Here is a 22,296-nt window from a genome sequence, read left to right on the forward strand (position 1 = left end):
CAGTGGCCGGGGAACAGTTCACGGCTCTCGCCGAAACCCTGCTCAATCGCCTCTTTGCCAGCGTGCAGGAAGAATTTGCCCGCCGCCATGGCCTGATCGAGGGCGCTTCCACGGCGCTTCTCGCCTTCGGCAAGATGGCGAGCCGGGAGATGACCTTCACCTCCGACCTCGATTTCATCCTGCTCTATGACGCGCCGGACGCGGAATCCGATGGCGAACGGCCACTGGCCCCATCGCATTACTTTGCGCGCCTGACCCAGCGCCTCGTTGCTGCGCTCGCGGCGCCGACCAGCGAGGGCGTGCTCTACGAAACAGACATGCGGCTGCGGCCCTCCGGCAATGCCGGGCCGCTGGCGACGAGCCTTGCCTCGTTCCGCTCCTACCAGCGTGGGGAGGCATGGACCTGGGAGCACCTGGCGCTTAGCCGCGCCCGCGTCGTCGCCGGCACGGGTGATCTTCCCACCGTGGTCGAGCGTGAAATGGCCGAGGTCATGGCGCTACCCCGCGACAAGGACAAGATCATCGACGACGTCGTGAGCATGCGCGCGCTGATGGCCAAGGAGCGCAAGCCGCGTCACGCCTTTGACCTGAAACTCGCCGACGGCGGCCTCGTCGATCTCGAATTTATCGCCCAATCGGCTCAGCTCGTTGCCGGTGCGCAGATCGACCTGCCACAGGCGCCACCGGCCGAGGTTCTGACGCGTCTCGGCGAAATTGGACTCGTGCCCAAGGGCCAGCGCCTTGCAGAAATCCACACGGTCTATGCGACTGTGTTACAGATCATGAGTTCGGCCCTGGTCAGTCCGTTCAAGGACGAAGCCTGGTCACCGGCATTCCAGGACCTGCTGGCCCAGCTTTGCCACTATCCCGATTTCGGGCGTTTGGCGCTTGATGTGTCGGAGATGCAGGGCGAAGTGGCTGCCGCCGCCGCAGCCTGGTACGAGGCGGCGCGAAGGCTCTAGTGCCGCCGTTCCGGCTGTGGAATGCCGCGCTTGGCGAGCTCGGCCTTGATGCTTTCGGGCATGTCCCGGCAGCCGCAAAGCTCGGCGTGCTCGATGTGCCACGCAACGCGTTCGTCCAGCTTGGCTTTCGGGCCCAGACGATGCGCTTCGTGCCACTCGCGGTTGATCATGATCTAGGCCGCCACGGTCACTTTGCTGTGCCGCACATCAAGCGGCAGCGAAATGGCGACCGTCGTGCCTATGGATGGCGCGGAGTCGATAACCATCCGGCCCCCGCTTAGCTCCGCAATGGCGCGCGAAATGGAAATGCCGAGGCCCGGACCGACACCTTCGCGGGTGAAAGTGGCGTCACCCAAGGCAAAGGGTTGGCTGAGGCTCGAAAGCCGTTCCTCGCTCATGCCAATGCCGGTATCGGTGACCTCGATAACGACGCCATCGTCTGCGGCAAAGGTCGCGAGGGTCAGTTTGCCACCTGCCGGAGTAAAGCGAATGGCATTCTCGACGATATTGCCGACCATGCGCACAAAGGCCAGCCGATCGCCGCAGAGCATCGCGCCCGTTTCGGAATTGACCGAAAGAGCAAGACCAGCCCGCGCGATCTGACCGCGGAAGCGGCGGCAGGTCGCAGTGATGACTTCGTCGAGCGGGACGGCGTCGGCGCGCAGCACCTTTTGTCCATTTTCGAGTTCGGCGAGATCGAGAATGGCGGCGAAGGAATTGAGCAGGTGCTCGCCCGAAGTTTTGATCGACTGCACATATTCTGCGTAACGCGGGTCGCCCATCTTGCCATAGGTCTCGCATTCCATCAGCTCGGCAAAGCCGATGATATGGTTGAGCGGGGTGCGAATGTCGTGGCTGAGATGGGCGAGGAAATTGGTCTTGGCGCGGCTGGCAGCCTCGGCCTTGATCTTTTTCTTCGTGGTAGCGGCGCGCCAAGAGGCGCTGCTCTTCGCGAATGGTCGAGAGCAAAACGTCGGTGCGTCGGCGTTCGGTCTCGTCCGAAAGGATGGTCATGAAGCCGCCATCGGGCAGGGGGCGTTCGTCGATCAGGAGACAGGAGCCGTCTTGTTGGTGCAGCTCCAGCAGGCGGTTGCCGCTCTCTTCGCGCAGCAGTTTCATATAGCCGCCGGACAGCAGGCGCCCCAATGCTTCGGGATAGGTGATGGCATCGCTATCAAGCTGCAGGCGCTCGCGATAATCGCCATTGCAGACGATCATGCGACCGTCGGTGGTCCAGCAGGCGATGCCCATGGGGATCGCCGAGGTGAGGGAGCGGTAGGTATGGCGCTCCATCGGGTCGGGCATGGCCTCGTCGCGACGACGGCGCACCGTCAAGGCGGTTACAAGGCCGGCAAGTGCCAGGGCCGCTGCGCCGCGGCCGGCAAGGACGCCAACTGCGCCCGATTGCTCCGCCTGCACGCTGAGCAGGCCATGCGACCCGGCCGGCACGGCGTGAGAGAAGAAATCGCCGAAATCGGCTTCTGCCTCGACAAAGCGCGCGCGGGTAATGCCCGGAAAATCGCTCGGTGTGCTCGCAAGGGTCGTTTCGGCGACGGTCGTGGGCTCATTGGCAACGCGGGCGGCGACGGCAACCCCGATGAGCGAGAGTTCGCGCTTGACCTCGCCCAGCGTTGTGACGACGTCGTAGACGATGAAAAAGGGTTGCGGCGGCAAAGGCGGTGGCGGCGACGGCCAGCGTCATCGGCGTCAGGACACGGTGTCTGAACCCGCGGGGTGCAGCCGTGCCCTGGCGGCGGAGGCGCCGAAAATTATGCCCATTGCCCATGCCGAATCCATCAGCATCGGCGCCGGATACCTCCGACGACCGCATGAAATTCTCCATAAATTTAAAGGGTTAGCCCCGAAGCGATTTGCTCGTTAACAAGTAATGAATCACCCGTAGGGGGCTTGTCCATAGGGGTGTTTGCGTCCCGGCGGGCGCGGCGCCAAAACGTGAGTCTCTTGAATCACTTAGGCGAAAAGAAAAATCCTTCCACAGCCCTTTGAGAATAACGCTGCGGTGAGGTCGGATACCAGAAACAGCGATGCCTCCCCCTTTTGAGGTGGGGAGGCATCGCATTTTTGCTCGATATCAGGCGTTTAGCCCGCGAGGATTCGGTCGACAATGTCGCCGGTATTGCGGCTCAGCGTGTGATGGTTCTTAAGCGCTTCGAGAGCGGCGCGGCCGGCCTCTCGACGGCCACTTTCCAGCAGCGGCAGGATGCGGAAGCCCGTGAGGATGCGCGCGGCCACCTGCGGGTTGACCTTGTCGATCTCTGCCGCAGCTTCCGTGATGAAGCGGAAACCCAGGCCATCGGCCCGCGCGAACTGCGCCGGATTGCTCATCACGAAGCTGCCGAGCAGGGCGCGCAGGCGGTTCGGATTGGTGCGCGGGAAATCCGGAGCCGCCAGAATGGCCCGCAGGCGCTCGATCGCCGCATCGTCCGGAGCCTGCGAGGAGGCAACCAGCCACTTGTCGAACACCAGCGGATCGCCGGAGAAACGCGTACGGAAATCGCCGAGAAGGGCGGGAGCAGCGCTGGTCCAGTTGTGGGCCGAAATGGCGAGGGCCGCATAGCGGTCGGTCATGTTGCTGGCCGCATGGTACTGCGCTTCAGCGAGGGCCGCGCCGCGGTCCGACCCGGCCGTCAGCAGCGACAGGAGACCATTGCGCAGCGAGCGGCGGCCTGCCTGGGCAGCATCGGGGCTATAGGGCTCAATGACCTGCAATTCGGCATGAAGCGCTTCGAGACGCTCGGCCACTGGCCCGACGATAGCGCGGATCAACGCCCGGCGCGCTTCTGCAACCGCGCTCGGATCGACATCCCTGCCGATCTGGCGGGCAATGACCGTTTCGTCGGGCATGGCGATAACCTGCGCCTTGAACGCATGGTCGAGAGAGGGATCGCTGAGCGCGTCGACAATGGCCTGGCGCAGCGCGTCGACATCGCTCGACGCCGGCGCCTTGCCGGTAGCGGCGGCGGCCAGCAATTGCGTCGCGACTGTCTGCAGTGCATCCCAGCGATTGAATGGATCGCTATCGTGCCGCGCGAGGAACAGCAGGTCCTGCTGGGTCAGATTGGTCGAGAGTTTTACGGGAGCCGAGAAGCCGCGCAGCAGCGACGGCACCGGGCGATTGGCAACCCCGGTAAAGGTCAGCGTGACGCTATCGCCATCAAGAACGATGAGGTCGTTCTTGACCGTGCCGCCGGCAATGCCGGTCCAGCCCATCGGGCTGCCATTGGGGCCGATCAGGCCGAACTTCACCGGAATGACGAAAGGCGGCTTGTCCGGCTGGTTCGGCGTCGGCGCCGTCTTTTGCGACAGGGTCAGCGTATAGGTCTGGCTTGCCGCATCATAGCTGTCGCTGGCCGTTACGGCCGGCGTGCCGGCATTGAGATACCAGCGGGAGAACTGGTTGAGATCAGTGCCGGTAGCGTCTTCGAAGACCTTCAGGAAAGCCTCGATGGTCGTCGCCTCGCCATCATGGCGCTCGAAATAAAGGTCCATCCCCTTGCGAAAGCCGGCTTCGCCCAGGAGCGTTGCCAGCATGCGGACGACTTCCGAGCCCTTCTGGTAGACCGTCGTCGTGTAAAAATTGTTGATCTCGCGATAGCGATCCGGCCGCGGCGGATGGGCGAGCGGGCCGCCATCCTCGGGGAACTGTGTGATGCGCAGGTTTTCCACGTCATGGATGCGCTGCACCGGGCGGCTGCGCTCGTCCGAGGAAAATTCCTGGTCTCGATAGACGGTCAGGCCTTCCTTGAGGCAGAGCTGGAACCAGTCGCGACAGGTGATGCGATTGCCGGTCCAATTGTGAAAGTATTCGTGCGCGATGACGCGTTCGATATTGGCATAATTGGCATCGCTCGCCGTCTCGGGCAGCGCGAAGACCAGCTTGTCGTTAAAGATGTTGAGGCCCTTGTTCTCCATCGCGCCGAAGTTGAAATCGCTAACGGCAACGATGTTGAACACATCGAGATCATATTCGAGGCCGAAGCGTTTTTCGTCCCAGGCCATGGAGCGCTTGAGGCTGTCCATGGCGTAGAAGCATTCGGCCTCCTTGCCATGGGTGCAATAGATGGCGAGGTCGACCTTGCGGCCACTGCCCGTTGTAAAGGTGTCGGTGATCGAGCCGAGGTCACCGGCCACGAGCGCAAAGAGGTAGGCGGGCTTCGGGAATGGATCTTCCCAAAGCGCAAAATGCGTGCCGTCACCCGCGTCGCCCTTGTCGATCAGATTGCCGTTGGAGAGCAGGACCGGCGCGATGTCGCGCGGCGCCGTGATCCGCACCTTGAAGGGCGCCAGAATATCCGGGCGGTCGAGATAATAGGTGATGCGTCTGAATCCCTCGGGCTCGCACTGCGTGCACCAGGTGCCGCTCGAGCGATAAAGCCCCATCAGCTTGGTATTGGTCTCGGGCGTGAGATTGACTTCGGTTTCGAGCACGAAGCGACGGAAGGGCGGTTCCACGACGGTTAGCCCATTGTCATCGGTCGCATAGCCCGACAGCATCAGCGGCAGACCATCGATGGCGATTGATTGCAACGTCAAACCGTCGCCGTCGAGCACGAGCGATGTGCCGGGCGCCGTTTCCGGCCGCGGCTCGATCGTCATCTGCGTCCGGACCCGCGTTCCCGCCTCGGTGATCTTGAAATCCATGTCCACGGCAACGATCCGATACGGCGTCGGTGCGTAGTCCTTGAGGAAGATCGTGTGCTCGGTTTCGGTGCGCATGAAATGGTCCAGTGCAACGTTATTTTCTGACGCTCGAATGTGGCCAAGTGGCAACAGCCGACTCTAGCCTTTTGTGTATGCTACGCCGCTCTTGGCTGCATAGCCCAATTCTTTGATGCTTCCGGGCATTAGGGAGGAGGCCTGGGCTAAACGCCACGCGGCTCCTCTGCGTTCAACGGAACGTATCGAGCGCGGTCTTTGAAATTTCCCTGGATGGATCGCCCATCGCCAGAACCTGCTGACGGCCAATGTCATAGCCGTCACTTAGCGTTCGGCCATGGTGTCCCTTCCGGACGATATACATGGTGACGCAAGTGCTGAAATGGTTCGAAAAACAGCTGGACGCTTATCCCCTGGGAGAGCCGACCGAGCCACCGAAGGGTCTTCTGGCTTTCTGCCTGCACTATAGCCACGGCGCCAAGAAGTGGCTGGCCGTCATGGCTTTTGCTGCGGCCGCGGTCGCCATGGGCGAAATCCTCGTCTTCAGCTTCATCGGCGATGTGGTGAATTGGTTGGCGGCGGCCGATCCCAAGACCTTCCTGCAGACGGACGGCTGGAAGCTGGCGCTGATGGGCGCGATGATCGTCTTCATCGTTCCCGGCTTCGCGCTGCTCTCGACCCTGACCATGCATCAGACGCTGCTTGGGAATTTCCCGCAGCGTATCCGCTGGATGGCGCATCGCTACCTGATCCGCCAGTCGATGAGCTACTTCCAGGACGAGTTTGCCGGCCGCATCGGCGCCAAGCTGATGCAGACCTCGCTCGCCGTGCGCGAAGTGGTCATGAAGCTGCTCGACATGCTGGTCTATGTCGTCGTCTATTTCACCGGCGCAGTCATCCTGGCGGCATCGGCAGACTGGCGCCTGGCCATTCCGTTCCTCGTCTGGCTCGCCGCCTATATCGCGCTGATGGTCTATTTCATCCCGCGCATGGGCAAGATTTCGCAGGCCCAGGCCGATGCGCGATCGATGATGACCGGCCGTATCGTCGACAGCTACACCAATATCGCGACCGTAAAACTCTTTAGCCATTCCAACCGCGAAGAGTCCTATGCCCGCGAGGCCATGGATGAGTTTCTGGGCACCGTCTATCGGCAGATGCGGCTCTTCACCTGGCTCAATATGCTGGTCCTGTGGTCCAATGCGCTGCTGCTCTTTGCGGTGGGCGCCACGGGCATCTGGCTCTGGATGCAGGGCGTCATGAGCCCCGGCGCGCTCGCCGTTTCGCTTGGCCTTGTCATGCGCTTCCAGGGCATGAGCCAGTGGGTGATGTGGGAAATGTCGTCCCTGTTCGAAAACATCGGCACGGTCAAGGATGGCATCAATTCCATCTCGCTGCCGCGCGTCGTGTCGGACCAGCCCAATGCCAAGCCAATCGGCCGGGTCGAGGGCGACATCAAGTTCGACAATGTCTCATTCCACTATGGAAAATCGTCTGGTGTTATCGAGGGGCTCAACCTCAATATCCGCCCGGGCGAGAAGGTCGGCCTTGTCGGCCGTTCCGGGGCGGGCAAGTCGACCATCGTCAACCTGCTGCTGCGCTTCTACGACCGGCAGGGCGGGCGCATTCTGGTGGATGGCAATGATATTGCGACGATCCAGCAGGATAGCCTGCGTGCCAATATTGGCGTTGTGACCCAGGATACGTCGCTGCTGCATCGTTCGGTGCGGGACAACATCGTCTACGGCCGCCCCGACGCGACCGAAGAAGAGATGATCGAAGCGGCGAAACTTGCCGAGGCCCACGACTTCATCGCCGACCTTTCGGACTACAAGGGCCGCAGGGGTTACGACGCCCATGTGGGCGAACGCGGCGTGAAACTCTCGGGCGGCCAGCGCCAGCGCATCGCTATCGCACGCGTGCTCTTGAAAAATGCCCCGATTCTGGTGCTCGATGAGGCAACGTCAGCCTTGGACTCCGAGGTGGAAGCCGCCATACAGAGCCAGTTCGAGCTCTTGATGCGCGGCAAAACCGTGATCGCCATTGCCCATCGCCTGTCGACCATCGCCATGATGGACCGTCTGGTGGTGCTGGATAAGGGCCAGATCGTCGAGCAGGGCACCCACGCCGAGCTCGTGGATTCGGGCGGTATCTATAGCCAGCTCTGGGCGCGCCAATCGGGCGGGTTCCTGGAGATGGATCAGGTCGAGGACGCGGCGCAGTAGGCGCCGCCGTCCCAAACAGATTTCACACGCCCTCCATGGTGGAGGGCGTCAACCAAAGGAGATCCCAAATGGGAGATTTCATCATGACGCGACACCTGGGCAATCCGAATGCCATCGCCCCGAGCCAATGCAAACCCCTTTCCCGGCACCGAACCTGATACGAACCGAGCGTTCTGTCAGGCGCGGCTCAATAAAATGAGCAGAAAATGTTCAACCGCGTCATCGACTTCTTCGACAATCTCTATTCGCCCGTCGCCCTGGCCAAAAATCGCCAGCCGCCTATGGGCCTCACTCCTTTCGTTCGCTACTTCGTCGCCCAGTTCAAAGGCGCCTTCGCGATCCGTATTGGCCTCGTTGCCATCGGTTCGGTCGCCGATGCGCTTATGCCGGTCTTTGTCGGCATGGTGGTGGGCATGCTGGCGACTACAAATCCCGGCGAAATTTTCGACCAGCACACCCAGACCTTCCTCTGGATGGTCTTCGTCGTCGTCATCGTCCGCCCGCTGACCTTCGTGCTCGACACGCTCGTGCGCAATCACGGCATCGTCCCCAACCTCGTCGATATCGTCCGATGGCAAAGCCACTGGCATGTCATCCGGCAAAGCTGGACCTTCTTCCAGAACGACTTTGCCGGCCGCATCGCCAACAAGGTCATCCAGGCCGGTGAAGCCATCGAAATCGGCGTCAACCTCACTATCGACGCGGCCTGGTATGCCCTGGTCTTCGTCGTGGTCGCCATCGTCGTCCTGGCCCAGCTCGATCCGGTTCTTCTGGTGCCGATCGGGGTATGGCTGCTGCTCTATGCGGTGCTGTTTGCCATCACCATGCCGCTCATCGCCCGCTATTCCGAGGAACTTTCGGAAAGCAAATCGGTGATGACCGGCCGCATCGTCGACAGCTACACCAATATCCAGACGCTCAAGACCTTCGCCTCCGGCGAGCATGAAGACAAATATGTCGCCGACAGCGTGCTCGACCATGCCGTGAGCTTCCGCAAACTCATGCGGGTGTTCACCTACATGTGGTCGATCCTGTTCATGCTCAATGCGGGCCTCGTGGTCTCCGTCACCTGGCTGGCCCTCGCCGGCTGGAACAATGGTGTGCTCACTGCCGCAGCGGTGGCAACGGCGATTCCCTTCGCCCTGCAGATCATGAACATGAGCGGTTGGATCCTCGAAATTGGCTCCAACATTTTCCGTCAGATCGGCACGACGCGGGACTCCATGGACACCATCGCCCAGCCCCTGACCATGCTCGACGCGCCTGAGGCCAAGCCTCTCGCCGTCACCAAGGGTGAGCTGCATTACGACAATGTCAGCTTCAACTATTGGCGCGGCAAGGAAGGCTCGGTCATCGACGAGTTCAGCCTGACGGTAAAGCCGGGCGAAAAGATCGGCCTCGTCGGCCGCTCCGGCTCGGGCAAGTCGACGCTGGTGAACCTTGCCCTGCGCATGTTCGACGTGCAGGACGGTTCGATCAAGATCGACGGCAGCGATGTCCGCTCGGTGACCCAGGAAAGCCTCCGCGCCGCCATCGGCCTTGTCAGTCAGGATACATCCCTGCTGCATCGCTCTGTCCGCGAGAACCTCAAATATGGCCGCCAGAACGCGACCGACGAGGAAATGATGCGGGCGGCCGAGCAGGCCAATGTCCACGATGTCATCATGGGTCTGTCCGACCCGCAGGGCCGCAAGGCCTATGATGCCCATGTGGGCGAGCGCGGCGTAAAGCTCTCCGGCGGCCAGCGCCAGCGCGTCGCCATCGCCCGCGTTCTCCTCAAGAACGCGCCGATCCTGGTACTCGACGAAGCCACATCCGCCCTCGATTCCGAAGTGGAAGCGGCGATCCAGGAGCAGCTCACCCAGCTCATGCAGGGCAAGACGGTGATCGCCATCGCGCATCGCCTGTCGACCATTGCGGCCATGGACCGGCTCGTGGTGCTCGAAAAGGGTCGTATTGTGGAGGAGGGCTCCCACGCCCAACTCCTCGCCTCGGGCGGCCACTACGCCATGCTCTGGGAACGTCAGTCCGGCGGTTTCTTGGACCTCGAAGCAGCACAATAAGAAAAGGCCCGGTCAATCGACCGGGCCTTTTTGCCTACGATACCCCCACCATCGTCATTGCCGGGCCTGTCCCGGCAATCCATCGCGCCTCCGCATGGGCCACCGGGACAAGCCGGTGGCGACGACGAACATGACGCTACCGCACAATTGGAAAGAGGTTTCTCAGCCTCGGCTCCCGCAACCAAAGCGCCGCCCATGCCAAGGTGCCAAGGTAGATGCTGAACAGCGTATGGCTGAAGAGCGGATTGTCCACCCGCAGGTTTGCTGCCAGCGCGGCGCCAAGCAGTGCGGTCATCAGCACGGCGCCGAGCAGAGCCGTGCGCGGTATGATGTAGAGCACCGCGCAGACCACCTCGATAATGCCGATCAGCAGCAGGTATTTCGCCGGCCAACCCACCACTTCCAGCGGCTCAAGCGCCAGCGGTGAATTGATGAGTTTGGGTGCAGCCGAAGCCCCCAGAAGAAAGAGCGTCACCAGCGCGCTCAATACCCAACCAGTCCTGATCATTCTTTGCCTCCTGCGGTTCCGTCATCGTCCGCTCGTTTCTGCGACGAAGCGACAGGGCGGATTTCGACAGGCGCTGCCAGAGATTTATCCAGATCAACTCGCCGCGCCAAAGCGCTGGTTGTGCTCCGGGCGCCAACCCGCATCGCTTTTTTCGGCGTGAGCGAGGGCCTGTTCCGGCAGCATCGGTCGCCCGAAAAGGTAGCCCTGCATCACCGTGCCACCGAGGCCGGCAAGAGCCTCAAGCTGCGCCTCGGTTTCGATCCCCTCGAAAACGCAGGACATGCCCAGGTTCCGGCAGAGATCGACCATGGTCTTGACGATGGCGCGGCTGGTCGGATCGCTCGTCACTTCGGCAACAAAGCTGCGATCGATCTTGATCCGGTGCAGCGGCAAGCGCTGCACATGGGTGAGGCTGGAATGCCCGGTGCCGAAATCGTCGAGGGCAATGCGCGCGCCAAGGCTGAGAAGGCGCGAAAGCGCCTCCTTGGCCTGGTCGAGATCGCGCATGATGGCGGTCTCGGTGATTTCGAAATCGACGCGGCTCGGGCGCGGCGCGGCCTCCACCTGCGCGATGACGGCATCAATGGCCGCGGGCGAGCCAATGTCATTGGCCGAAAGATTGACCGACAGACGCATGCGTCGTGGCAACTGCTCGCTGATCGCCAGCGCCTTGCGCAGCACGATCTGGGTGATTTTTCCGATCTGGCCCATGCGCTCGGCCATAGGAATGAACTCGGCCGGCGACACTTCGCCCAGGATCGGGCTGCGCCAGCGCGCCAGCACTTCAAAGCCCGTCGTCTCGCCAATGGCAATGTCGAATTGCGGCTGCAGCAGGACATAGATCTCTTCGTCGAGATCGGCCGTGTGCAGCAGATGCTCCATGCGCCGGATCTGCCTGAGGTCATGCGCATCGATGGCCGAAAACACCATGGTGCCGCCCCGTGCGTCGCGCTTGGCGAGCCATCCGGCATAGTCGGCGTGGTCGAACAGCGTTTCCGGCGTGTCCTCCGGCCCCGATGCGGCAAAGCCGATGGAGGCGGTGACATGAGCCGTACCCAGCGGCAGTTTGACCGGCCGTGCAATGGCCTCGCAAAGGCGCTGGCCGAGCCGCTCCAGATTGGCCCCCGACGAATTCTCGGTCAGGATCACAGCAAAATTGTCGCTGTCGAGGCGTGCGAGAAAGGAGGAGAACGGCCGGGTGATGTCGATCCGCTGCGCCACCTCGATCAGAACCCGGTCACCCATGATTTGACCGAAAACCTCGTTCACCGCCTTGAAGCGATCGAGATTGAGCCGCGCCACTGCGATGGTTTTTCCGTTTGCCTTGGCGTCCTCCAGGGCTCTTGCCAGCTCCTTCTGAAAGGACCGGCGATTGGGCACCCCGGTCAGGCTGTCGAGCCAGGCAAGGCGGTGGTTTTCATCGAGCAATTGCTGCGTCTGCTCCTGCCGGCGCGCCATTTCCTGGCGGGACGCAACCAGCCCGGTAAAGCCGCGATAATTGTCGATGAGGATCGTCGCAAGGATTGCCGTCACCAGAACCATGTTCAGGGCGATGGCGACGAAGACGGGTTGCCCGGTCAGGGCGAAGAAGGCCGTAAAGGGGATAAGAACGCAGGCGGTGATCGCCACGGCCGCCAGGCGCACATTGAGCAGGCAGAACATGCAGCCAATGGTGGTGATGGCCATGAAAAAGGCGATGTGCGCCTGCTGCAGGGGGCCGCCATAGGGATAGAGACTGAGTGCCCAGCCGGAGATGCCCACGGCAATGAGCGGGCCGAGGACCACCATGGCCCTGATATCGCGGCGCGCCTGGTCCGGTGTGATTGTCGCGCTATCGCTGCGCACCCAACGCAGGATGCGCGAGCCGCAGAGCACGGTGAGCGCTGCGGGGATGAGCAGCGTCAGAAACCTGGGGGCGCCGGAGAAATGCGTTGCAGCCAGGATGATCATATTGGCCAGCAACATGGCGTACATCAGCGGCACTTGGCGCTTAAGTGCGTGCCATTGGGCCAGCGACAGTTCTGCCGACCCCGGAGACTCAAAAATGACGCGGCCCAGGCGCCGGAATACTGACATGGCACTGCCCTTTGTATGACAAGCCTAGGCTTGGATTTCCTAACAGATCAGTAAATCTACGGCGGTGGCCTCTTCGGGCAGCAAATTTCGCATTCGCAACGATGCAACAGGCAGCAAAAAACCCTTTTCTGCCCATTGGAAGGCGCCGCGCTTCCCGCTACAAACGCCTCCGAAATCGATTTCGGTAGTTGATTTGCGACTGCCAGAGGTGCCGGCCGCGGCTGGCAGGAGGACGACTTGACGATATCCAGCTTCAACACCGCACTTGATCTCAGCGGCGCCTATGGCCTGACCGCGCCGGCGCGCAACATCACGACGGCAATCACTCTGCCGGGCGACGTGCACGGCGCGCTCCTCGCTGCCGATCTCATCCCCGATCCCTATTTCGGCGAGAACGAAAAGGTCGTGATGTGGGTGGGCGAGACGGAATGGCATGTCGAGCGCCGCTTCGACGCCTCGGCGGCCGATATCGACGGCTACTTGACGCTGACCCTCTCCGAAGTCGATTGCATCGCCACCATCCTGCTCAATGACGAAGTCGTCGCCCGCACCGACAATAGCTTTGTCCGCAACGACATCGACGTCACCGGCAAGGTGCATCTGGGCGAAAATATCCTGCGCATCGAGTTCGGCGTTGCCCCCGATGTCGCCAAGGCGCGCTCGGACGCGCACCCCTTCCCGATCCCCTTCACCTACAATTACCAGACCAATGGGTTGAAGGGCATCCACATGAACTTCATCCGCAAGGCAGCCTGCCATGCGGGTTGGGACTGGGGCATCTGCACCATGCCCGTCGGCGTCTACGGCACGATGAGCCTGCGCAAATCGCGCCTCGCCCGCCAGGACAGTGTCGAGGTCGAACAGACCCACGGCGCCAATTCTGTCGAACTCTCAGTAAGAACCCGCGTCTTCGCCTTCGCCCATGGCGAAGTCGAACTCGAACACAAGATCGACGGCCAGACCATCACCGACAAGGTCGCGGTCCAGAAGGGCGAAAACGTCTTCACCCACAATGTGACGATTTCCAATCCAAAAATCTGGTGGCCAGCCGGGCAGGGTGCCCAGCCGCTTTATGAGCTGACCACCAACCTCGAAGGCGAAGTCACCACCCGCAAGATTGGTCTCCGAAAGCTCGAATGGATCATCGAGAAGGACGAGATTGACCACTCGTTCAAGTGCCGCATCAATGGCCGCGACATCACCATGATGGGCGCCAACTGGATTCCGGCCGACGCCATCCCCTCGCGCGTCACGCCCACGGTCATCCGCGATCTCCTGGAAAGCGCCAAGGCCGCGAACATGAACATGCTCCGCATCTGGGGCGGCGGTCAGTATGAGCCGGACTATTTCTACGAGCTCTGCGACGAGCTCGGCATCCTGCTCTGGCACGATTTCATGTTCTCTTGCATGAGCTATCCGTCCGACCGCGAGTTCCTCGCCTCCGTCGAAACCGAAATCACCCAGCAGGTGCGCCGCCTTTCGCACCACGCCTCCATTGCCCTCTGGTGCGGCGACAACGAGGTCATCGGCTCGCTCAACTGGTATCCGGAAACCCGCGCCGAGAAAGAGCGCTACATCGCCAATTACGACCGGCTCAATTCCATGCTGCACCGGATCGTCGAGGACGAAGACCCCGCCCGCCGCTTCTGGCCGTCCTCGCCCTCGCTCGGCTACATGGACTTTTCCGACGGTTGGCACTCCGATACCCGCGGCGACCTCCATTATTGGGACGTCTGGCACTCGGCCAAGAGCTTTGACGCCTACCGCACCGTCAATCCGCGCTTTGCCTCCGAATTCGGCTTCCAGTCCTTCACCTCGATGAATGTCATCGAGACCTTCTCGGAAGAAAAAGACCGCAATCCGTCCTCGCCGGTCATGGAAAACCACCAGCGCAACAATGGCGGCAATGCCCGCATCATCGAGACGATGACGCGCTATTTCCGCTTCCCGCGCGATTTCGACCAGATGGTGTTCCTCTCCCAGATCCAGCAGGGCCTCGCCATCAAGACCGCCATCGAATACTGGCGCTCCACCAAGCCGCGCTGCATGGGCACGCTCTATTGGCAGATCAACGACATCTGGCCGGTGGCGAGCTGGTCGAGCCTTGACTACGGCGGGCAGTGGAAGCTGATGCACCACATGGCCAAGCGCTTCTTCCGCCTCGTCAATGTCGTCGCCGTTCCCAATGCCGATGGCTCCGAGATCACGCTCAAGGGGATCAACGACACCGGCCGCCCGGTCTCGATCGCTCTCGAAGTCATCGCCGCGAAAGTCACCGGCGAAAGCCGCGTTGTGTTCTCCGGCAACAGCGCCATCAGCGCCGACGCGGCCATTGGCGTCACGACCATTTCCGCCGCGAACCTGGCCGCCGACGAATTCCTCTACTTCACCTGGAAGGACGCGACCGGCACGATCCTCGGCGAAAACGACTATTTCCCGAAACCCTACAAGGCCTACGAGCTGGTGCAGCCATCCATCTCCGCCGCGTGGTCGGATCGGGATGGTCAGGCCGTGCTGACGCTCTCAAGCGACAAGCCCGCCTTCTTCGCCACCGCGACAGTCGATATCCCTGGCTATTTCTCGGACAATGCCATCACGCTGCTGCCGGGCCAGCAGGTCGATCTCACCTTCATTCCGCGCCACGGCGCCAAGGTGACGTCCTCCGATCTCGCCGGCTCGCTGACACTGCGCAATCTCGCGGAGACGTTCTGAGTGCCGCCTCTTCCATACTAGAGCATTGACTTGGCGGTCCCCATCGCGCATCGGTGCGGGACCGCCTTTTTCTTCCTGCCCGGACCAGCCATGTCTCGCCCCCGTATTCTCGGCACGTTCTTGTTCCCTGCCGGATATGGACTCTCCTGATGGCATCCACGGTTTCGCCCATCGAGAGCCGCGCGAACCTGGGCATTGGCCTGGTGCTGATGTCCCAGCTCGTTCTTCTCGTGCTCGACATCTCGGCCAAGTGGCTGTCAGTCGAAGGCATGGCGACAACGCAGATCGTCTTCATGCGCTACGGCATGCACCTGGCGCTCCTGCTGCTGCTCTTCCTGCCGGTCAGCGGCTTCAACGTGATGAAGAGCAACAATTGGAAGCTGGAAATCCTGCGCGGTGTCTGCCTTTTGGCGACCACCGGCCTCAATTTCCTCGCCATGCGCTACCTGCCGCTCACGGTCACCAGCGCCATCCAGTTCACCTCGCCGCTGCTGATCTGCGCCATGTCCGGCCCGCTTCTGGGTGACACGGTCGGCTGGCGCCGCTGGCTCGCTATCGGCGTTGGTTTCATCGGCATTCTGATCATCGTGCGCCCTGGCTCCGAGGCCTTCCAGCCGGCCGCCCTGTTGAGCCTCGGCTGCGCCTTCTTCCTGGCGCTCTTTTCCATCCTCACCCGCAAGCTGGCGGGCGTCGACAGCGCTTCAACCCAGCAGTTCTTTGCAGGCGCAACGCCCGTCATTCTCCTGGCGCCGGTCGCCTTTACGGATTGGGCATGGCCGACCCAGCCGATCTCCTGGGTCGCCTTCTTCATCATGGGCGCAGCGGGCCTTGGTGGGCACTTCCTCAATTCGGTGGCCCATCGCTTCGCCGCGCCGGCCATCCTTGCCCCGTTCAGCTATCTCAGCCTGCTCTACCTCTCGATCGCCAGCTGGCTGATTTTCAACCAGCCACCCGACCAGTGGTTCATCCTGGGCGCCGCCATCATCATCTTGAGCGGCCTCTATATCTGGCTGCGCGAACGCCAGCTCTCAAAGGCCGAGGTTACCCCGGTCAACGAACCGGCCTAGCTGTCCACGTCCGCCAGCGTCTCTGCAACAGGTGCAGTCGAATGCGTGATCAGCCGAGCGCTGCGCTGGCCGGTGAGATAGATCCACAGCCAGCTCATGGCCACGAAGATGCGGTTTTTCACGTCCACCAGGAAGTAGATGTGGGCAATGCCCCACACCCACCAGGCAAACCAGCCCTTGAGCGTCAGCCAGCCGAAATCAATCACCGCCGCCTGCTTGCCGATGGTCGCCAGATCGCCGTCATGACGATAGACAAAGGGGTGTTGGGCCTTGTCGCCGGCCACCCGCTTCACCACAGCGCGGGCAGCATGCGCGCCCGCCTGCTTGGCCGCAGGAGCGACGCCTGGCACCGGTTTTCCATCCGGTCGTGCAATGCTGGCCGTGTCGCCGACCACAAAGATTTCGGGATGCCCGGGCACCGAAAGGTCTGGCTCGACTTTCACCCGCCCCGATCGATCCGCTTCCACCCCCAGCCATTTCGCGGCCGGCGAAGCGGCCACCCCTGCCGCCCAGATCACCGTCTTGGTCGCGAGGCGCTTCTCACCAAAGGTCACGCCGTCTTCATCGATCGCCTTGACCATCTGGCCGAGTTCAACCTCGACACCGAGATCTTCGAGCGACTTCAGCGCATAAGCCGATAGCTCCGGCTTGAAGTTGAGGAGGACGCGATCCGCGCCTTCGATCAGCACCACGCGCAGGTCTTCCGGCGCAATGGTCTGGAACTGCCCGGCAAGGCTTGCCCGTCCAAGCTCACTGATCGCCCCGGCCATTTCGACGCCCGTCGGCCCGGCCCCGATAATGGCGAAGGTCAACAGCGCCCGGCGCTTGCGCGGATCGAATTCACGCTCCGCCGCTTCAAAAGCCAGCAGCAGTTTTCGGCGGATCGCGGTGGCATCCTCGAGCGTCTTGAGCCCGGGAGCAAACTCTTCCCATTGGTCATTGCCGAAATAGGCGTGCTGCGCACCCGTCGCGATGATCAGGCTATCATAGCGCTCCGGCGCGCCATCCTCGATAAGCACCTGCCGGTTCGCCACATCGATCCCGGTCACAGTCGCCATGATCACTCGCGTATTGCGTTGCCTCCGCAGGATGTGGCGGATCGGCCAGGCGATTTCCGATGGGCTCAGCGACGCGGTCGCGACCTGATAGAGCAGGGGCTGGAACAGGTGGTGGTTGCGCCGGTCGATCAGCAACACCTCGACATCGGCGCGCGCCAGCGCCTGCGCCGCCGCTATACCGCCAAAGCCGCCGCCAATGATTACGATGCGGTGCTTCGGCTCTGCCATGTCGGCCTCCATGTCTGTGATCCAGACATGGGATGCCGATGGCCCGCCGTCAATGCATCTCGGCCCAAGGTCTAGGCCTTGACGCGTTCCCGCCAGCGCCGCGCATAGTCCGCAAATCCGGGATGAACCAGGGGCACGATGGGGCTGTCATGCTGCTCGTGGGCCGGCTTGCCACCAAACAGCAGGCTCGCCCCAAGGCTCGTGCCCGTGCCATCGCCCGAAGCATGCACCGGCCGCTCAGCCAGTGTCGCCAGCGCCGCGCCGAACACGGCATTGCGCGCCAGCGGCCCTTCGATGGTGATGCTCTTGCCCAGCCCGCACAGATCAAGGCATTCACGCGCCACCAGCGCCAGATACAGCGAAGCCGCAGCCGTACGCTCGCCATCCGTCAGCCCCTCGGGCGCCACGGTCCAGCGCCCCCGCCCATCTGCAAAGGGACCGACGCCGGGCGCAAAGGTCGGCAGCGCCTGCACGTCGCGCTCGATCACCGCGGCGATATCGACTTCGCTCGGCGCAACGATCTTGCCCACGATGGTGTCGAACTCGCGCCCACCCATGAAGCGCGCAGTCGGCACGGGCCGGCCAAAAGCATCGACATTGGCAAGGCTATCGCGCGCCTGGTCGAGTTTTGCTGTATCCCCGCCCACGGTCATCGCAATGGCCCATGTGCCGGTCGACAGAATGGTGAACGGAGCCTCGTGGCGACCCAGATGCGGCACCAGCGAAGCATTGGAATCATGAATGCCGCAGGTCACCGGCGTATCCGCCGGCAGCCCGGTATAGTCCGCAAGATTGTTCAGCAACGGCCCGAGGACAGAAGCCGCCGGCTTGATCGGCGGGAAGAAAGCCCGCCAACCCTGCACATCGACCATCGAGGAAAAGTCGCCCTTGTCCGGCGACCAGAGATCGGTGTGGCAGCCGAGCGAGGTCACTTCGCTGGCGTGAATACCAGTCAGGCGCCACGCCCAATATTGTGGATAGGTCAGGATCGCGGTGACCTTGGCGAAGTCTTCGGGAAAAGCCCGCGCCTGCCAGAAAATCTGCGCGCCAAGATTGAGCCCATTGGGCAGGCGCGGCGACAGCGTCTCGGCAAACCCCGGCCGGGCGCGGTCATAGGCCTCGTCCGAGGCCTGTGTGCCGTCATATTCATAGTCGAGCACCGGCAGCGCCAGTCGATCGCCTGCCATCAGCGCGGCGGTGGCGCCGTGGGTGGTGATCGAAATGCCATCGATCCCGTGTTCGCGGTGGAGTTCGCCCAGGCTCGAGAGGATAAAATCCCACAGCCCCTCAACGTCGGCATGCGGATAGGGCGCGTCGCGGCGCACGCTATTGGGCCGGCTGAGCGAGCCGAGCAGTGCTTCGCTTGCCGCATCGATCAGCACGACCTTGGCATTGGTCTTGCCGATATCGATCACGGCGATATGGCGGGGCAGGGACTGAGTCATGGCGCGACGCTTTCTCTAGGGTACCGGCCCCATAGCGGAAAATCCGGCGCCGCGCCATAGCTGACATGTTAGTGCTTCATGCGGAAAAGGGGGTGCCGGTTTCCGCGAAGAACGAAGCGCCAGGGACACACTATTTGATGATCAGAACCGGAATTTCGGCATGGGCCAGAACTTCCGCCGCCTGCGAGCCAAGCAGCAGCCGGCCGAGCCCGCGACGACCATGAGAGCCCATGACGATGAGGTCGGCGCCCGCAGTTTTCGCATGCCTGATAATGCCTTCAGCCGCCGGCAGATCGGGCACGTGGTGGGTCGCAAGACTGATACCGGCGGCGCTCGCCAGCCTGGTCGCGTCCTCCAGCACACTCTTGGCGGATTCTTCCTTGGCCTTGTCGAGTTCGGCCAGGATGCTTGATGTGTCTACCATCATCATTTCCGCGCCCGGCGCGATGATGATGGAAGGATCGGTAACGGTGACGGCGGTCAGCCTGGCGCCGAGCTTACCCGCCAGCGCAATGGCATGGGTAAAGGCCTTGGTGCTGAGGTCCGACCCGTCGATGGCGCAAACGATGTTCGAGTACATGGCGATAATCCCCCGTTGGCTGCGATGACAAGACTATAGAACAACGCTGGTATCAACACATTGATCCAGATCATGCTCGCCCTGGTCCAGATCACGCCCGGCATTGCCCGCAAGGTCGGAAGAGGGTATTGGACGCCACTCCGAATATCAGATGAAATAGCGCCGATGACCAAAGTGGGGCGCGGCCAGGAAGTCTCGCTAGAGACCGCCCGCCGCTTTTCCGTTGCACCGATGATTGATTGGACCGACAGGCATTGCAGAACCCTGCATCGCCTGCTGACCAAGCGCGGGCTGCTGTTCACGGAAATGATCACCACCGGCGCCATCATCCATGGCGATACCGACCGCCATCTGCGTTTCGATCCCACAGAGCAGCCCGTCGCCCTGCAATTGGGCGGCTCCGACCCGGCCGACCTTGCCGCTGCCACTCGCCAGGGTGACCTCTACGGCTACGACGAGATCAATCTCAATGTCGGCTGCCCTTCGGACCGCGTGCAGTCCGGCAAATTCGGCGCCTGCCTCATGGCCGAGCCCGACCTCGTTGCCGATTGCGTCCGCGCCATGCGTTCGGCCACCGATAAGCCCGTGACGGTCAAATGCCGCATCGGCATCGACGAGCAGGACATCGAAGAAAGCCTCGATCGCTTCGCCGACAAGATGGCCGAAGCCGGCGTCGCCGCGCTCTATGTTCACGCCCGCAAGGCATGGCTCCAGGGGCTGAGCCCCAAGGAAAACCGCACCATCCCGCCGCTCAACTACCCGCGCGTCTATCGCCTGCGCCAGCGCCTCGCGCCCCTGCCGACGATGATCAACGGCGGCATCGAGACGTTCGAACAGATCAACGAGCACCTCCAGCACATGGACGGCGTTATGCTCGGCCGCGCCGCCTATCACAATCCGATGATGCTGGCCGAAGTCGATCACCGCCTCTTCGGCGACGCGCCGTCAACGCTTACCCTTGCCGAAATCATGGAGGCCATGGCCGAATACGCCGAGGCCCAATTGCAGACGGGCACGCGCCTCAACAACATCGCCCGCCATATGCTCGGCCTCGCCAATGGCCGCCCCGGCGCCCGCCAGTTCCGCCAGATTCTCAGCGTCGATGCCTGCAAGCCCAAGGCTGGCCCGGAAGTGTTCATGCATGCGCTCTCGGTGGTTGAGGAACGCGCCGAAGCCGTCGCGAGCTGAAGCTCAGGCCGCGAGCACCTCGATCTGCTCGATCTCGCTCGCCAGCGCCGGCCCATCCTGCGCCAGGTCATAGGTCATCTGCATCTGCAGCCAGTACTGGGGCGTCGTGTCGAAGAATTTTGCGAGGCGAAGAGCCGTATCCGAAGTGATCGGGTGGGTTTCTTTGATCAGGCGCTCAATGCGCGTACGGGGAACACGCAGCTTCCTGGCAAGCGCGCCCGCCGACATGTTGAGCGGCAGAAGATATTCCTCACGAAGGATTTCACCCGGATGGATCGCTGGCACGATCTGAATGGGCATTTGATGAACTCCATATCGGGCCACGGTTGGCCTAGTGATAGTCGGTGATCTCGACGCCGTGGGCGCCGTCATTTTTCCAGACAAAGCAAATACGCCACTGATCGTTGATCCGGATCGAGTGCTGCCCCTTGCGATCGCCCTTGAGCGGTTCAAGCCGATTGCCGGGCGGTGACAACAAATCCCGCAGTTCGAGAGCGCTGTCGATCATGATGAGCTTGCGCTGGGCCGAGCGAACAAGATCGTTCGGAAAGCCCCGCGGAGCCTTGCCTTTCGCCACGTCCTCCGCAAATCGTCCTTTGACAGATACGATCACGCCCCAACCTCATATTTGGGAGTATGTATCATGTGAAGATACAAATAGCAAGAGTTTGTATCATAGTGTGATACGAGGCTGATCCGCTAATCCTGCAGCTCCAGCGAGTTCTGCGTCACGCTGTAGCGCCCCAGTGTCTCCAGAAACGTCATGCCCAAAAGGCTTGTTTCGAGCGCGCCATCCTCCGCCACGAAAGCCGGGATATTGCGCCGCGAAATGCCCCCCACCTCGATGGTCTTGAGCCGCGTCCGCGCTGCCATGCCCGTGCCATTGGCGGTTGAAACCGGGATCGCATAGCGCAGCTCGGATAGATCGATGCCTGCAGCCTCCGCGTCCGCGCGCGTCAACACCACGGCGCTGGCACCCGTATCGAAAATCATCGGCGTCGTATGGCCATTGACGGTGGCGGCAATCTCGAAATGCCCGCCAAAACCACGCCGGAACACCGCCGTGCCGCGTTCACTGTCGACGACGGCAACGCCGGGCCGCAGTTCGCCAGTGACCCGGCCGACCACGCCCATCAATTCATCGCGATAGGCATAGCCAACCCCGACCACGGCAAAGATGCCGACCCATAGCACCAGCGCGCCAATCAGCTCAGCCGCCTGCCGGCGTCGCGCAAAGGCACCACCGGCAAAGACGATGAGGATGACGACGAGCGGCACCAGTTGCGCCGTCTGCGTCTGGGTGAGGCCGATCATGCTGCCGGCATCGGCCGAGATCATCAGGGCGATTCCGGCCGCTACAAGCAGGGCAATGCCGATGAAGATCATGTCTCTGCTTTCCCTCAACCTCTGATCCCCTTCGATTAAGGGACAGACCGTCACGATTTCAAGACTTTGCGCCGACCATATGGCGCGGTCACAGTGCCGCAGCTTCGCCGCGCGGCGCCTC

General features: G+C 62.1%; 18 protein-coding genes. 7 read left to right on the plus strand and 11 right to left on the minus strand.

Annotation, left to right across the window (positions count from 1 at the left end):
- Positions 1 to 2 precede the first annotated feature (2 nt).
- Positions 3 to 962 (plus strand): DUF294 nucleotidyltransferase-like domain-containing protein, encoded by a 960-nt coding sequence (locus NVV77_RS03940; protein WP_295410947.1) that lies wholly within the window; start codon positions 3 to 5, stop codon positions 960 to 962.
- Here the strand turns inward: NVV77_RS03940 and NVV77_RS03945 are convergent.
- Both NVV77_RS03945 and NVV77_RS03950 read right to left on the minus strand, forming a co-directional pair.
- Positions 959 to 1,132 (minus strand): hypothetical protein, encoded by a 174-nt coding sequence (locus tag NVV77_RS03945; protein ID WP_295410949.1) that lies wholly within the window; start codon positions 1,130 to 1,132, stop codon positions 959 to 961. The two genes, NVV77_RS03940 and NVV77_RS03945, sit on opposite strands and share 4 nt — an antisense overlap.
- A gap of 3 nt (positions 1,133 to 1,135) precedes the next feature.
- Entirely contained in the window at positions 1,136 to 1,870 is a 735-nt protein-coding gene (locus tag NVV77_RS03950) for a sensor histidine kinase (protein ID WP_367178590.1), read from the minus strand.
- Between NVV77_RS03950 and NVV77_RS03955 the strand changes: the two genes are divergently transcribed.
- Positions 1,842 to 2,687, plus strand: a complete 846-nt coding sequence (locus NVV77_RS03955) for a hypothetical protein (protein ID WP_295410951.1) — start codon at positions 1,842 to 1,844, stop codon at positions 2,685 to 2,687. The genes NVV77_RS03950 and NVV77_RS03955 overlap by 29 nt on opposite strands.
- A gap of 375 nt (positions 2,688 to 3,062) precedes the next feature.
- Here NVV77_RS03955 and pepN read toward each other — a convergent pair whose 3' ends face one another.
- Positions 3,063 to 5,699: an aminopeptidase N gene (pepN, locus tag NVV77_RS03960; RefSeq protein WP_295410954.1), complete on the minus strand. Its 2,637-nt coding sequence runs from the start codon at positions 5,697 to 5,699 to the stop codon at positions 3,063 to 3,065.
- A gap of 302 nt (positions 5,700 to 6,001) precedes the next feature.
- Here pepN and NVV77_RS03965 point away from each other — a divergent pair, with 302 nt between their 5' ends.
- Both NVV77_RS03965 and NVV77_RS03970 read left to right on the plus strand, forming a co-directional pair.
- Complete coding sequence (locus NVV77_RS03965) at positions 6,002 to 7,864, plus strand: ABC transporter ATP-binding protein (protein WP_295410956.1); 1,863 nt, start codon at positions 6,002 to 6,004, stop codon at positions 7,862 to 7,864.
- Positions 7,865 to 8,070: 206 nt separating this feature from the next.
- Positions 8,071 to 9,927 carry an ABC transporter ATP-binding protein gene (locus NVV77_RS03970; protein WP_295410959.1) on the plus strand — a complete coding sequence of 619 codons (1,857 nt, stop codon included), beginning with the start codon at positions 8,071 to 8,073 and terminating at the stop codon, positions 9,925 to 9,927.
- Positions 9,928 to 10,063: 136 nt separating this feature from the next.
- Here the strand turns inward: NVV77_RS03970 and NVV77_RS03975 are convergent, their stop codons facing one another.
- Together NVV77_RS03975 and NVV77_RS03980 are read right to left on the minus strand one after the other, a co-directional pair.
- A complete protein-coding gene (locus NVV77_RS03975; RefSeq protein WP_295410961.1) occupies positions 10,064 to 10,435 on the minus strand; it encodes a DoxX family protein in 372 nt (123 codons plus the stop codon).
- 93 nt (positions 10,436 to 10,528) lie between these two features.
- Complete coding sequence (locus NVV77_RS03980) at positions 10,529 to 12,511, minus strand: EAL domain-containing protein (protein WP_295410963.1); 1,983 nt, start codon at positions 12,509 to 12,511, stop codon at positions 10,529 to 10,531.
- Between the two features lie 237 nt (positions 12,512 to 12,748).
- On the opposite strand from NVV77_RS03980, the gene NVV77_RS03985 reads away from it, so the two are divergent.
- Together NVV77_RS03985 and NVV77_RS03990 are read left to right on the plus strand one after the other, a co-directional pair.
- Positions 12,749 to 15,223 (plus strand): glycoside hydrolase family 2 protein, encoded by a 2,475-nt coding sequence (locus NVV77_RS03985; protein WP_295410965.1) that lies wholly within the window; start codon positions 12,749 to 12,751, stop codon positions 15,221 to 15,223.
- A 149-nt stretch (positions 15,224 to 15,372) separates the two neighbouring features.
- Positions 15,373 to 16,290 carry a DMT family transporter gene (locus NVV77_RS03990; protein WP_295410967.1) on the plus strand — a complete coding sequence of 306 codons (918 nt, stop codon included), beginning with the start codon at positions 15,373 to 15,375 and terminating at the stop codon, positions 16,288 to 16,290.
- Here the strand turns inward: NVV77_RS03990 and NVV77_RS03995 are convergent.
- The 3 genes from NVV77_RS03995 to NVV77_RS04005 all read right to left on the minus strand — a co-directional run bounded on the left by NVV77_RS03995 (position 16,287) and on the right by NVV77_RS04005 (position 19,601).
- Positions 16,287 to 17,576, minus strand: a complete 1,290-nt coding sequence (locus NVV77_RS03995) for an NAD(P)/FAD-dependent oxidoreductase (protein WP_295410969.1) — start codon at positions 17,574 to 17,576, stop codon at positions 16,287 to 16,289. The genes NVV77_RS03990 and NVV77_RS03995 overlap by 4 nt on opposite strands.
- Before the next feature lie 71 nt (positions 17,577 to 17,647).
- Positions 17,648 to 19,021 (minus strand): FGGY-family carbohydrate kinase, encoded by a 1,374-nt coding sequence (locus tag NVV77_RS04000; protein WP_295410971.1) that lies wholly within the window; start codon positions 19,019 to 19,021, stop codon positions 17,648 to 17,650.
- A 130-nt stretch (positions 19,022 to 19,151) separates the two neighbouring features.
- Complete coding sequence (locus NVV77_RS04005) at positions 19,152 to 19,601, minus strand: universal stress protein (RefSeq protein WP_295410973.1); 450 nt, start codon at positions 19,599 to 19,601, stop codon at positions 19,152 to 19,154.
- A gap of 165 nt (positions 19,602 to 19,766) precedes the next feature.
- Here NVV77_RS04005 and dusA point away from each other — a divergent pair, with 165 nt between their 5' ends.
- Positions 19,767 to 20,789 (plus strand): tRNA dihydrouridine(20/20a) synthase DusA, encoded by a 1,023-nt coding sequence (gene dusA / locus NVV77_RS04010; RefSeq protein WP_295410975.1) that lies wholly within the window; start codon positions 19,767 to 19,769, stop codon positions 20,787 to 20,789.
- Between the two features lie 3 nt (positions 20,790 to 20,792).
- Here the strand turns inward: dusA and NVV77_RS04015 are convergent, their stop codons facing one another.
- The 3 genes from NVV77_RS04015 to NVV77_RS04025 all read right to left on the minus strand — a co-directional run bounded on the left by NVV77_RS04015 (position 20,793) and on the right by NVV77_RS04025 (position 22,175).
- On the minus strand, positions 20,793 to 21,089 hold the full coding sequence (locus NVV77_RS04015; protein WP_295410977.1) for a HigA family addiction module antitoxin: 297 nt from the start codon (positions 21,087 to 21,089) through the stop codon (positions 20,793 to 20,795).
- Positions 21,090 to 21,120: 31 nt separating this feature from the next.
- The gene (locus NVV77_RS04020) at positions 21,121 to 21,402 is read right to left on the minus strand and encodes a type II toxin-antitoxin system RelE/ParE family toxin (protein WP_295410979.1); all 282 of its coding nucleotides are present in this window, start codon (positions 21,400 to 21,402) and stop codon (positions 21,121 to 21,123) included.
- Between the two features lie 86 nt (positions 21,403 to 21,488).
- Positions 21,489 to 22,175 (minus strand): TIGR02281 family clan AA aspartic protease, encoded by a 687-nt coding sequence (locus tag NVV77_RS04025; RefSeq protein WP_295410981.1) that lies wholly within the window; start codon positions 22,173 to 22,175, stop codon positions 21,489 to 21,491.
- Positions 22,176 to 22,296 lie beyond the last annotated feature (121 nt).

Origin of the sequence: Devosia sp. (assembly GCF_024707125.1) — a bacterium.
Lineage (GTDB): Bacteria > Pseudomonadota > Alphaproteobacteria > Rhizobiales > Devosiaceae > Devosia.

Excerpts from the sequence above, each read along its gene's own strand:
- NVV77_RS03945 (WP_295410949.1), bottom strand. The coding sequence starts at position 1,132 with ATGATCAACCGCGAGTGGCACGAAGCGCATCGTCTGGGCCCGAAAGCC.
- pepN (WP_295410954.1), bottom strand. The coding sequence starts at position 5,699 with ATGCGCACCGAAACCGAGCACACGATCTTCCTCAAGGACTACGCACCG.
- NVV77_RS03965 (WP_295410956.1), top strand. The coding sequence starts at position 6,002 with ATGGTGACGCAAGTGCTGAAATGGTTCGAAAAACAGCTGGACGCTTAT.
- NVV77_RS03970 (WP_295410959.1), top strand. The coding sequence starts at position 8,071 with ATGTTCAACCGCGTCATCGACTTCTTCGACAATCTCTATTCGCCCGTC.
- NVV77_RS03975 (WP_295410961.1), bottom strand. The coding sequence starts at position 10,435 with ATGATCAGGACTGGTTGGGTATTGAGCGCGCTGGTGACGCTCTTTCTT.
- NVV77_RS03980 (WP_295410963.1), bottom strand. The coding sequence starts at position 12,511 with ATGTCAGTATTCCGGCGCCTGGGCCGCGTCATTTTTGAGTCTCCGGGG.
- NVV77_RS03990 (WP_295410967.1), top strand. The coding sequence starts at position 15,373 with ATGGCATCCACGGTTTCGCCCATCGAGAGCCGCGCGAACCTGGGCATT.
- NVV77_RS03995 (WP_295410969.1), bottom strand. The coding sequence starts at position 17,576 with ATGGCAGAGCCGAAGCACCGCATCGTAATCATTGGCGGCGGCTTTGGC.
- NVV77_RS04000 (WP_295410971.1), bottom strand. The coding sequence starts at position 19,021 with ATGACTCAGTCCCTGCCCCGCCATATCGCCGTGATCGATATCGGCAAG.
- NVV77_RS04005 (WP_295410973.1), bottom strand. The coding sequence starts at position 19,601 with ATGTACTCGAACATCGTTTGCGCCATCGACGGGTCGGACCTCAGCACC.
- dusA (WP_295410975.1), top strand. The coding sequence starts at position 19,767 with ATGACCAAAGTGGGGCGCGGCCAGGAAGTCTCGCTAGAGACCGCCCGC.
- NVV77_RS04015 (WP_295410977.1), bottom strand. The coding sequence starts at position 21,089 with ATGCCCATTCAGATCGTGCCAGCGATCCATCCGGGTGAAATCCTTCGT.
- NVV77_RS04025 (WP_295410981.1), bottom strand. The coding sequence starts at position 22,175 with ATGATCTTCATCGGCATTGCCCTGCTTGTAGCGGCCGGAATCGCCCTG.